The organism is Gemmiger formicilis, assembly GCF_016901605.1.
GTDB lineage: Bacteria > Bacillota > Clostridia > Oscillospirales > Ruminococcaceae > Gemmiger > Gemmiger formicilis_B.
Genome location: NZ_JACJKP010000091.1, coordinates 1 through 11,586, shown reverse-complemented (window position 1 = coordinate 11,586; position 11,586 = coordinate 1). Strand labels below are relative to the sequence as shown.

Sequence of the window (11,586 nt, the reverse complement as noted above, 5' to 3'; positions counted from 1 at the left end):
GCAGCCAGGTGTCCACGATGAGCCGGTTGCGCTCGGGGACATAGATCTTGCTTTCCAGATCCCGGATGTTGTACTGCACGCTGTTGAACCGCACCCTGGTCAGGTCGATGTTGGTGTGGATGCGGATGCAGCGGATGGGTACCAGCTCGCCGATCTCCACGGCTGTCTGGATGTCCAGCTTGTGGGCGGTGTTCTTGAAGATATCCAGAATCGCCCGGTTGTCATCGGTGCGCTCCGGCGTGGCGGTCAGGCCCAGAGTGAACGCCGGGTGGAAGTAGGCCAGAATCTTCTGGTAGGTGTCGGCGGCAGCGTGGTGGGCTTCATCCACGACGAGGTAGGAAAAGGCATCCTCCCGGAAGTCCTCCAGATGGAGCGCCACGCTCTGGACGCTGCCGCACACCACATGGGCATCCGGTTCCTTGATGGCTTCCATGTACCGTCCTACGGAGACCTCCGGCCAGAGCCGCCGGAAGGTGTCGGCGGCCTGATTGACCAGCTCCTGGGGGTGGGCCAGAAAGAGCGTCCGTCCGCCGCAGCATTTGGCGTCCATCACGGCGGTGACAGTCTTTCCGGTTCCGGTGGCGTGGTAGAGCAGCGCGATGGTTTCGTGCCGGTCCCGCATGGCCTGCAGGGCGTCCAGGGCTTCCCGCTGGTGCTGCTTCAGTTCCAGATGGGCACCGTCCAGCGTCTTGCCGCGCTGGGGGGGCAGGTAGTCCTCAATCTCCCTGAACCGGGGTTGGCTGCCCAGAAAAACCCGCAGTTCATCCTTGACCGCCTCGGGCTGAATCTGCATCTGGCGCACCGCCCAGCGGTAGACGTCCCACCCCAGATAGATCATGCTGTTCTGCTTGAGCAGGTCGTCGTAGAACTTGTTGGAGGAGACCAGACTTTTGTTGTGGGAGGTCTCGTCGTCAATCTCGATGGCCACCTTGCGACCGCCGTTTTCCAGAAGAAAATCCGCATAGCGGCTGTTCTGGTAGATGTCGAAGAAGGGATACTGGGAGTAGAGATATCCGGCCTTCTCAGCGCCGAAGGTTTCGCTGAACAGATCGATGAAAAGGTCCTCGGCAGCGCTGCCGGATACGGCTTGATACTTAGACATGGGTGGACACCTCATTGATTTTCGGCAGCCGTTCGGATTCCGGAACCTCCGCCTGCAGCTTGTGAAGAGTCGCCAGCGTAATGGGACATTGGCCGTTTGTCTGCTGTTTTCCGCAGTGGTCCCAGGCCAGTTTGCCGGGCCCGTTGTATTCCTCGGTAAAGGTGCCGTCGGGGTGAATCTTTAACACGAGTAGCCAATTCGGTTCGCTGGACAGCGCCACCCGGTCAATCTGGGTGGCTTTGATCTGCACAAGGCGTCCGTCGGGGGCTTTGGCGTCGTGGGTTTTGGCGGAGGCTTCGAAGAGTTCCAGCCCATACCAGCTGGCAGCCAGGGCTTCCCCGATGCTGCCGATCATGTGACCGTCCGGCGTGTAGTGTCTGCCGGGAAAGAGCTGCTCCAGTTCCCAGGAGATGGCATACAGTACCTTGATCGTTTCGGCCACCGATCTCTGCAAAGAAATGTGGTTCATTCCGATACTTCCTTCAGCAAAATCTTCTTGGCAAAGCCGCCGCGCTGCCGGCGCTTTTCTTTGCGCAGTGCGGTGAGTTCGTCCCAGGTCCAGCCCCGGGCGGCCACGACAGCCCCCATGACCTCCAGCAGGTCGGCCAGTTCTTCCAGAGATTTGCTCTCCTGGTATTCGGCCAGCTCCTCGTTCAGCTTTTCGTCCAGCAGCTGGAGGTACGCTTCGTCGGAGAGGGTTTCCCAGGTGCAGGTTTTGCCGGAGGCCTCGATGATCTCCGGGATGCGGTCCCGGACCAGTTTGTGATAGGATTTCATTTGGGTTACCCCTTTCGGAATCGGTCAAGCCAAGACTTTTTGAAAGAAATATCGAAGAATTTCCGCGCCTCTTCCAGATTCATAATAAGCCACTCGCGGGATTTGTGCGGTTCCAGCGTTTCAGGCAATTCTTTCAGAATGCGGTCCGCTTCCCAAGGGGCCCCGGCGTTGTAGCGCAGTTCTTTTGCCCGCTCGGAAATTTCAAAGGAGGAACGGCTGATTTGCCAGGCGTTTCGGATCGTCTCCCTTGCGTAGCGGCCGGTGACTTTTTCGCTGAAGTAATCTTCCAGCGTAAGCGGACGCATATAGGAAGGCAGATCGTTTTCGGTACACGCAGAGAAAATGCCCAGCAATACCTGCGAGGATGCCGCCAAGATATCGGGCGCACTCTCCGACGAATCGTCCTTCATTTCCTCCAGTAGGTCAGATACTACCTCCAACATTTTCCGGAGATATTCCCGGTAGAAAGCAGTTCCGATTTCACGCTGAACGGTGCGTACCACACTGCTGCGCATAACCTCGGTATTGGTCAGGCCTGCCTGCACACGACAGATTACCGTGCGGCGGGTTACTTCCGGGGCGACCGCTTTCACATCCTCGTTGGCACTGATCACGACAGCAGGATACTGAAGCAGATGGTCGGAGACGCCAAAGGAATCGTTTTTGATGGTTTCGATGGCATGCTGGTTGAAACGGGTCTGGGTCAGGTCGTCCACGATGATGGGGGCGCCCTTGACGGTGCGTTTCAGATTCTCAATACTGGACCGGGTGAAATCCGGCGCGGAGAGCTTGGGCTTTTGCCCAATCATCATCTTGAGCAACGTCTCCAAAAAGCTGGTCTTTCCGGCTTTGCTCTGCCCATAGACAAGTCCGAATACAGGGTACGGAAGAAGGTTCTGATTGTAGCGGACAGCCATGTCCCGCATGCAGGCCATAAACGGCGAGCAGAAGAACCAGTTGGCAAACTCGAAATAGCGCCGCTGCATGCCGGCCACATCGCCATGGAACTTTTCGTAGCCGGCCATGTAATTGAGGAAAAGCTGCACATCTCGGGCAACATCTTCCTTGGGCGGATTCAGATCCAAATCTGTTCCATTCAGTCGGACGATAGCCTCATCCGGAAATACCTGCAGCTGCGGGTATTCGCTTTGTAGCTCTTTTTCTTTGGTCTTGGTGGCAATGACCTGGCGGCGAATGGATTTGATCTTTTCAGGAGAAAGCAGAATTTTCCCCTTCTTATCGGGTTTCGGTACGGAAGGAGCCAATTTGTCTGCCAGATTTTTTACATCCAATGCAAAGCGGACTTCTTCTTTGGCCTCCTCCACAGGCTGGAGCACCAAAGCCTTTTGTGTACGGATTGTTCTGGCAATGGGAAGCTGCTCCAGGTTTTCGCCATCATCTGCACAGAGCAGGGAATCTTTGGCAATCTGGTCGGTACTTTCCTCCCGCAATTGGCAGTAGCAGTCCCAATACCATTGATAGGCTTCTTCACCGTCCAGATAGCATATATTTTCCCGCTGGTGTCCACCAAAGGCAGAAAAGGACATGTTGGCGGATCCCATGATCACACGCTTGCGGCCATCTGCTGCGGAAAGAAGATAGATCTTTTCGTGGGATAGTACGCTGTGAGCAACATAGAACCGCAGCGTTCCCTGATCGATGCGAGAGACAAGGTCCACCTTCATTTTACCGGCTGTTTCCCGTATACGTTCTACCATTTTGCATTGGTATGCCATCACTTCCTGGAGCGAATAGGAGATGACCTCATCACATCCAAAGATGATTTCTGCCTGTTCGAATAAGTCCAGAAGGCGATACACAAAACCAATTCCTGAAGAATAGGTAATGGCATGTAACGTATCAAAGCCAGAGAAAAGATCTTGCCAGGAAACCGTCTCGGCACCGGAAAATTCCATCTTGACCACATCCAGGTTGCCGTGTCGGGAATTTTTCGCCTGGGTTTGCGCTTCTTCGATCATGCCGAACATGGACAAATTTTCCATAGGTTTCCTGCCTTTCTCCTGTGATTCAATCTCTGCTAGCGGAAATTATCCGACGACCAGCTTGTTGGTTTTTCGCAGATATTTTGCCGGGATGGGTACATCCAGTTTCCAGGTGATGCTCATGGGACGGCTACCCTCATGCTTGACATAGTTGGCAGTGCCCAGAAAGGTGTAGGGCGCCGCCCCGGCGGGATCGTTTTTGGTTTCTCGCACAAACAGTAGAATCTTGCTGCCGCGCTGCCGATGGTGAATGTAGCGCTGTCCGGTGGGAGAAGTCTCCGAAGTAGTGCTCTGGCTTTGCCAGTGGAACAGGTTTTCGTTGATGGAATAATCGTGGTACATCGTGGTGGGGGAGTATTCTTTATCGGATTTGTTCAGCGTCACAAAGAATACATCTACCTTCTTATCGGGAAGCCATTTCACGCCTTCCCGCACGGTGGCGGGTTTATAAAAGTCTAAACCCAACAGAATCTGATCGCGGGTATAGGTACAATGTACATCCAGCGGGCAATCAAATCCCAGCTCCACCGGCTGGTCAAGAAAATCAATGGCATCAAACCGCAGCCGCAGCAATTCCTGCAACTCCTCCAGCAAGATCGGGCTGTGGGTGAGACCGTGCAGATGGCCCAGAACTTCCTCGTCCTGCCAGCTTTCGGCTGCTTTTCCCCAGACGGTGACATAAAACATCTGCAGCATCCGTTGCTCCAGCGGGGGAAGGACTGCAAAATCCACACCATCCAGCCGGGGCAGAAGGTCCAGCAAAAAGCGAATCCACCGACGGGAATCCAGCGCCGCCAGCCGGACGAGAGCGGAGGAAAGCGCCTCCTCGGCGGGCTCCTGGAAATCCGGCCGCACACCGGCAGCCACACACAGACGGGCGAAGCTTTCCTTTCCCTTGCTGTACAAGGTGCGCAGATCCAGGTGGTAATACCTCACAAACTCCCGCAGCGTCAGCGGCAACCCGGTATCCTCGGTAAAGGTGCGAATCCGATTGATAAGCCCGGAGCGGACGCCAAAGGAAGCGCGGAGATTGTCCAGAATAATCTGGGTGGGCTTTTTCTCCAGCTGGATGTAGCAGCCCTTGGGAACGGAAAGAAAACCGTGCTTTATTTCATAGGCCAGATTGTGGTTGGTACGGGACAAAAGGGCGGAAAACTTTTCCTCAAAATTGTATTTGCGGTTGGCCTGCCCGATGAAGTCCAGAACCGTCAGGCATTCCTTCTCCTCGCAAAGGCGCAGACCACGGCCCAGCTGCTGCAAAAAGACGGTCAGAGATTCCGTGGGCCGTAAAAACAGAACGGTGTTTACCTCGGGAATATCCACACCTTCGTTGTAGATATCCACCACGAAGAGAAAACGCAGTTCGCCCCGGGCCAGACGAGTTTTTGCATGCAACCGCTCTTCTTCGGAGGAAGTGCCCACCAGACTTAAAGAGGGCAAACCGTGCGCATTGAAAAACTCAGCCATAAAGCGGGTATGTTCCACCGAGACACAGAAGCCCAGCCCTTTTACGGCATTCAGATCGGTGACATAGCGGTCCAGCGTATGCAGAATATGTTCTGCCCGCTGCAACGCCACAGCCCGGTTGAGAGAGTACAGGTTGGTCAGTTCATTCTTGTCATAGCCGCCGCGGACCCAGCGCAGGTCTTTCAGATCGACGGTATCTGCCACACCAAAATATTGGAAGGGGCAGAGCAGTTTGCGGTCAATGGCTTCCGGCAAACGGATTTCGGCGGCGATCCGACCTCCGAAATAATCCAGAATGTTTTTGCCGTCCATTCGTTCGGGGGTGGCGGTCAGGCCCAGCAGAATCTGGGGATGAAAATGTTCCAGTAGCTGCTGATAGGTGGGCGCGGCGGCATGGTGGAACTCGTCCACCACGATGTAATCGTAATAGTCGGCAGGCAGTCGATCGCAGAGCGATTGGGAATTGACCGTCTGGATCGATACAAAGAGATGATCAAGGAATGCAGGTCGGCTGCTACCCACAAACAGTTCGCCAAAGTTCGGATCGCGGAGAATGTTCTGGAAGGTATACAAACTTTGCCGCAGAATCTCCTCCCGGTGGGCCACAAAGAGCAGCCGGTTGGCATGGCCGGGATGCTGCCGGCAGAACCGCCGGTAGTCAAAAGCGGAGATCACCGTCTTTCCGGTGCCGGTGGCGGCAACGACCAGGTTCCGTGTGAAGCCCCGCACCTTCCGCTCGGCATCCAGCTTGTCCAGAATTTCCTGCTGGTAGGCGTAGGGTCGGATGTTGAACAGCATGTCCCGCGGGAGCTCACTGCCATGTGTGCGTTCCGCCTTCAGGGCGCGGAGCAGGCGTTCGTGTTCTCCCTGTTGGTAGAGTTCAAATTCCGGCGCGTTCCAATAGACATCAAAGGTGGAGGCTATCTTCGCCATGGTGCTGGGCAGATCTTTGGCACTGACCTTCACGTTCCATTCCAGACCGCTGGACATGGCCACCTTAGACAGGTTGGAAGAGCCCACATAGGCCGTGGAGAATCCGCTGTTCCGGTAGAATATGTAGGTTTTGGCGTGCAGACGGGTGCGGTCGGTGTCGTAGCTGATCTTGATCTGCGTGTTGGGCAGCTGGCTCAGCGCTTCGATGGCTTTGGCATCGGTGGCTCCCATGTAGGAGGTGGAGATCACCCGCAGATGTCCGCCGTTTTGGGTGAACTGACGCAGCTCCTCGATGATCAGTCGAAGGCCGCTCCATTTGATGAAGGATACCAGCATGTCGATGCGGTCGGCACAGGCAATCTCTTTTTTCAGTTCGGAAAACATCTGGGGCTCGCCCACCGCCCCGGTGAACAGGCTGCTGCGGGCCAGCGGCGTCTCAGGGCGTGTCAGGTCTGCCGCGGTTTTTCCGGCGGCCAGCAGCGGGTCGTTGGCCCGTAAAAGAGCAAGAAGCTGCTCTGCCCTGCCGTCGACGCGCAGCGGAGCAAAGTCAGCTTCTTGGGTTGTGGTTTCTATGGTCTGGACCAGCCGGTTTGCCAGTGCAATCTGGGCAGAGAGGTCCCCGCCCTGGTCGGCGACATCGTCCAAACCGCGTTGGATCACGTCGGTAAGATACTGCGTCAACACCTGGGAGGCTTCAGCCTTGTCCAGAGCGGCGGTGGCCTGGCAGGCAGCGGGCAAGGCAGAGAGTTCCTCCCGCATCTGTTGGTTGATCACCTGTTCGTACAGGCCGGGCTGTAACATCGAAATCACACCTTTTTGGATTGAATACGAGTCTTATATATAGTATACCAGATTCAAAGTACCATGGTTGGGATTTCTCCATGCTTTTGAAAAAAATAGACAGGAATGCCTGATAGCACCTTACGTTCCTCTAGAACAGATTCTTCCTATATGTTATAGTATCAATAATGAGTTAAGAATCTGGAAGGATGTTTGGCATGAAAGGTTCCGAGACATATCTGCTTCCCTTTTTGGAGGGGGCGCAGAAGTACTTTATCATTCCGGTCTACCAGCGCAAATACGATTGGAAAATCGACAACTGCCGGCAGCTTTATGAAGATCTCAAACGGATGCTGCGGGAAAACCGTCCCTCCCACTTTTTCGGCAGCATTGTTTCCGCAGTGGAGGGCAATGGCGGCAAGATCGAATATCATGTGATCGACGGCCAGCAGCGGCTGACAACGGTAACGCTCCTGTTGTTGGCTATGCGCAATCTGGTAGCCAAAGGGGTTCTCACTTCTTCCCGGCAGAACCTGAGTCAGGAGATCGAGCAGCGGTTCCTGATTTCTCCCTGGGCGCCCGAGGAGGATCGAATCCGTTTGAAACCTGTCAAAGGGGACCGGGAAGCATTCCGGAAATTGTTCGGCACAGAGGAAGATTTTGTTCCGACTTCCAATCTGACACACAACTACGAATTCTTCCGGGACATACTGCTACGTCAAGAAATCTCGGTGGATGAACTTTTTGAGGCCATTGGACGCTTACAAGTCATCAGCATAACACTGGAATCCGGCGATAATGCCCAGCTGATCTTTGAAAGCCTGAACTCCACCGGGCTGGCGCTCTCCGAAGGGGACAAGATCCGCAACTATATCCTGATGGGACAACCGCCCAGAATGCAGGATTACCTCTACGATACCTACTGGACAAAGATCGAAAGCTGCACGTCCCACGAAGTCAGCGCGTTCATCCGGGATTATCTGAGCATCAAACAGCAGATCACCCCAACGATCAATACAGTGTATCGCGCATTCAAGGGGTATGCGGCGGAAACCCGGCAGGATATCGAATCTTTCCTCAAAGATATGCTGGACTATGCCCGCCTGTATGAGAAGCTGCTTACCTGCAAAAGCGGGCTGAACAATCAAAAGCTGGATGATTGCCTCTACCGGATGAAGCGGTTGGAGATCGCGGTCACGCGGCCTTTCTTCATGGAAGTACTGCGCCTGAACCAGGGCGGAAAGCTGACCACCGACGAGGTGCTCCGTGTTTTCCTCATGACGGAAAACTATCTGTTCCGCCGCAACATCTGCGAGGTTCCCACCAACGCACTGAACAAGATCTTCCTGAATCTGAACCGGGAAATTCTCCGATACGACGGTACCACTGACCAGTATCTGGACAAGATGGCCTACGCCCTTCTTTCCAAGCGGGACAGCGGCCGGTTCCCCGACGATGAAGAATTCAGCGCCGCGCTTTCCAGCAAACAGGTCTACCTGATGCGCGGCAAATACAAGGCCTATCTGTTTGAACGCTTTGAAAACTATGGCACCGTCGAGGTGAAGGATGTTTTCCGGAGTCTGGACAACAACACCTACACCATCGAGCACATCATGCCGCAGCATCTGACGCCGGAGTGGATTCGAGACCTGGGACCGAATTACGAAAAAATCCATGCAGAGTGGCTCCATCGGTTGGCCAATCTGACCTTGAGCGGCTATAACCCGAACCTGAGCAACAACACCTTTGCGGAAAAGCGGGATGCCATCCCCGGCGGATATCGGGACAGCGGCCTGCGGATGAACCAGCGGTTGGCCAACGAAACCACCTGGGGCGTGGCACAACTGCAGAAGCGCAACGACGAGATGGTGAAACGCGCCAGTGAGATCTGGGCCTATCCCACAACGTCCTTCCAACCGGTGCAGCGGCCAATGGAATCCTGCACGTTGGATGACGAGGACGGGGATCTGACAGGGCGGGACATCCAGAAGTACAGCTATCTCGGTGCGGAGCAGCCTGCCACCAGCTGGACCGAGATGTTTGAAAACATGGTCCGCTTCCTCCACCGGCAGGACAAGTCGGTTCTGTACGGCCTGGCGGACAGCGGCAGCACGGCGGAGCTTTCCCACTATGTTTCTGCCAAACCGGAAGAATTGCGCAGTGCCCTGCAGATAGACGAACACCTGTATCTGGAGAAGAACACCAGCACCGCCGCCAAGCTCAGTATTTTGCGCCGGTTGTTCCCCCTTTACCAGGCAGATGCCGGTGATCTGGTCTTTTTCCTGCGGGACGCCGAGAGCGATAAGGCCACCCAGAGTACCCGCTTCCAGACCCGCCTGGCATACTGGACCCAGGCGTTGCCGACCATCCAGCAGCAGAACCTGCGTTGGGGCATTTTCAGCAATGTGAGGCCGGCAACGGCCAATGCCATTTCCGGGTATTTTGGAATCCGCGGCTTCCACATTAGCTGTATTGCCAACTACGACAGCGCCAAGGTTTTGTTCTGGCTTGGCGATAGCGACGCTGCCAAAAACAAGGAAGCCTTTGACCGGCTGCTGGAACACAAAGCAGAGATTGAACAGCAGTTGGGCTGTGCGTTGGAATGGGATCGCTCTGACGACAGCAAGGCGTCCTCCATCGGATATACGCTGCCGGGGGTCAGCATCAGCCAGGAAAAGGATTGGGCCGTCATGGCCAAGTTCCATGCCCAATGGAGTGAACGAATCTGTAGCGCCTTGCTGCCCTACCTGGAAGATATGATGGACGTCAGTATCCATCGTATGAACCTGGCCGGGGCTCTGCGCGAATGGTGTATGGCCCACGGAGATCAGGTCCAGCTGCATCCGGATAAGTGCGGGGCACTGTATACCCGCTTTACCACCAAAGGATTGAGCGAAATTTTGCCCGATCTAGAGAACGCACCCAGCGGCTGGGGAACCCCCAACCATTACTTCTATGAGATCGTGAACCGCGACGGAAAAGAAGTGACGATTCAGCTTTCGCTCAGTTCCCGCAATATGTCCCCCGAACTTCTTTCCCAATGTGAGCGCATTGACCAGTTCTATCCTTCCTGCCATAAACGGGAAGACTGGCAATGGCGGATGCCTTTCAAGACAAAGCCTGTATCGGTCTGTGAGCCGATAGACCGTACCCTGTTGTTCAAAGCTCTGGATGAACGGCTGCAGGAAATCCTGGCCTTTGAACAAGACCTGAAGGCAAAACTGCAGATGAACTGAAAAGAAGCCCGATGCAACCGCATCGGGCTTCTTTTCCTGTTATCCTTACGCCGCCGCGTTGGCGTTGATGCTGTCGATGGCGTGTTTGACCTTGGCCCAGAGGGACAGGTCGGTGAAAACCTCCACCACGCTGCCCTGGTCGGTGAAGGGCGGCTCCTGCAATACCGAGAGGTCCTTCATCACGCCGTTCTTGACGATGTACTCGACGATCTGGTTGACAAAATAGATCTGGCGGCTGTCCAGGTTCACCCCGGCCAGGTATTCCGCAAAGGCGTTCTTGGCGGCGTTCATATCCATGCCCACGATCTCCCGCACGAACTCGCCCAGAGGTTTCTGGCCGTATTCCGCCTCGTAGTCCTGGCGGGTGCCCACATCGGACCAGAGAATTTTTTCCAGTTCCGCCACATCCTGCTGGGTCAGCGGAATGTTGGAGCGCAGCTTGGCCACTGCCACGTTGTCCTGGTGCTGGCGCAGATAGAACTCCGCCTTGGCCTTGTAGTTTTTCAGGTCGTCGTTTTCCAGTTCGGATTCCTTCCACTCCACCGAGAGGATGTCGTCGGTGAAATTGGTGTTGTAGATGGCACCGCCCCGGGGCAGGTACTTCATCAGATTGCGCAGGGATTCCCGGATATGTTCAAACTCGTTGATGCCCGCCGTTTCCAGATAATCGGTGTGCAGGATTTTCTCGATGAGTTCCGACTGGGCGCGGATTTCGGGGATGTTGGCCACCCCGGCCACCGCCGCCACTTTTTTGAGCAGGTCCTTGCGGGCGCGGGCGTAGGTTTTGCCCACAAGATACGCCAGCTCGATGCCGTACAGTAGGGCGTCGAACCGCACGGCGCTGGCTTCGTCCGCATCGGGCAGCAGCAGGGGGGCCACTTCCTCTTTCAGCAAGAGGGTATCCTCGTAGGTGAGGGCCAGATACCCTTCGGGATCGCTGAACTTCTCCACATACCGCAGATGCTGGCGCACGGCAAAGTTTTCCCGGTCCAGCTCCTGCACTTTGGCGAGCATTTCCTCCACCAGTCTCTGGCGGAAGGGGATGAGTTCCTCGGTCTGGTAGGCGATATCCTGCAACTTGAAGATAATCTGTGCTTTCAGGTAGAAGATAGCGCTTTGCAGGGCTATCTGGCTGGCACCGGCCTTTTCTTTTTTCAGGCGGAAAAACTCAAAGTTGCCGCACAGATCAAAGATGTAGAATTTTTCTTTGTCCTTGCCGTCGATCAGCCCCGGGCACAGGCGGGTGCCGCGGCCGATCATCTGCCAGAATTTGGCCTTGCTCATGACC

7 protein-coding genes are annotated in these 11,586 nt (G+C 55.3%); 1 reads left to right on the top strand and 6 read right to left on the bottom strand.

Translation table 11 applies throughout. The annotated features are described in order from the left end of the window. The 5 genes from H6B10_RS08465 to H6B10_RS08445 form a co-directional block, all read right to left on the bottom strand. Positions 1-1,102: DEAD/DEAH box helicase (locus H6B10_RS08465; protein ID WP_204651193.1), on the bottom strand; the 1,102-nt coding region annotated here is incomplete at its 3' end. Further along, the gene (locus H6B10_RS08460; protein ID WP_204651192.1) at positions 1,095-1,571 is read right to left on the bottom strand and encodes a DUF6998 domain-containing protein; all 477 of its coding nucleotides are present in this window, start codon (positions 1,569-1,571) and stop codon (positions 1,095-1,097) included. The genes H6B10_RS08465 and H6B10_RS08460, both read right to left, overlap by 8 nt. Then, positions 1,568-1,879 carry a nucleoside triphosphate pyrophosphohydrolase gene (locus tag H6B10_RS08455; RefSeq protein ID WP_204651191.1) on the bottom strand — a complete coding sequence of 104 codons (312 nt, stop codon included), beginning with the start codon at positions 1,877-1,879 and terminating at the stop codon, positions 1,568-1,570. The genes H6B10_RS08460 and H6B10_RS08455 overlap by 4 nt, the downstream gene beginning before the upstream one ends. Positions 1,880-1,884: 5 nt before the next feature. After that, on the bottom strand, positions 1,885-3,882 hold the full coding sequence (locus H6B10_RS08450; RefSeq protein WP_204651190.1) for a phospholipase D family protein: 1,998 nt from the start codon (positions 3,880-3,882) through the stop codon (positions 1,885-1,887). Between the two features lie 45 nt (positions 3,883-3,927). Continuing rightward, the gene (locus H6B10_RS08445) at positions 3,928-7,083 is read right to left on the bottom strand and encodes a DUF3427 domain-containing protein (protein ID WP_204651189.1); all 3,156 of its coding nucleotides are present in this window, start codon (positions 7,081-7,083) and stop codon (positions 3,928-3,930) included. Positions 7,084-7,280: 197 nt separating this feature from the next. Between H6B10_RS08445 and H6B10_RS08440 the strand changes: the two genes are divergently transcribed. Beyond that, positions 7,281-10,298 carry a DUF4268 domain-containing protein gene (locus H6B10_RS08440; protein WP_204651188.1) on the top strand — a complete coding sequence of 1,006 codons (3,018 nt, stop codon included), beginning with the start codon at positions 7,281-7,283 and terminating at the stop codon, positions 10,296-10,298. 45 nt (positions 10,299-10,343) lie between these two features. Here H6B10_RS08440 and H6B10_RS08435 read toward each other — a convergent pair. Further along, the coding region (locus tag H6B10_RS08435) for a type I restriction-modification enzyme R subunit C-terminal domain-containing protein (RefSeq protein ID WP_275951063.1) at positions 10,344-11,586 on the bottom strand (1,243 nt) is incomplete at its 5' end.

Bases quoted from the DNA above. Each gene is read 5' to 3' on its own strand.
- H6B10_RS08460 (WP_204651192.1), bottom strand. From the start codon at position 1,571: ATGAACCACATTTCTTTGCAGAGATCGGTGGCCGAAACGATCAAGGTA.
- H6B10_RS08455 (WP_204651191.1), bottom strand. From the start codon at position 1,879: ATGAAATCCTATCACAAACTGGTCCGGGACCGCATCCCGGAGATCATC.
- H6B10_RS08450 (WP_204651190.1), bottom strand. From the start codon at position 3,882: ATGGAAAATTTGTCCATGTTCGGCATGATCGAAGAAGCGCAAACCCAG.
- H6B10_RS08445 (WP_204651189.1), bottom strand. From the start codon at position 7,083: ATGTTACAGCCCGGCCTGTACGAACAGGTGATCAACCAACAGATGCGG.
- H6B10_RS08440 (WP_204651188.1), top strand. From the start codon at position 7,281: ATGAAAGGTTCCGAGACATATCTGCTTCCCTTTTTGGAGGGGGCGCAG.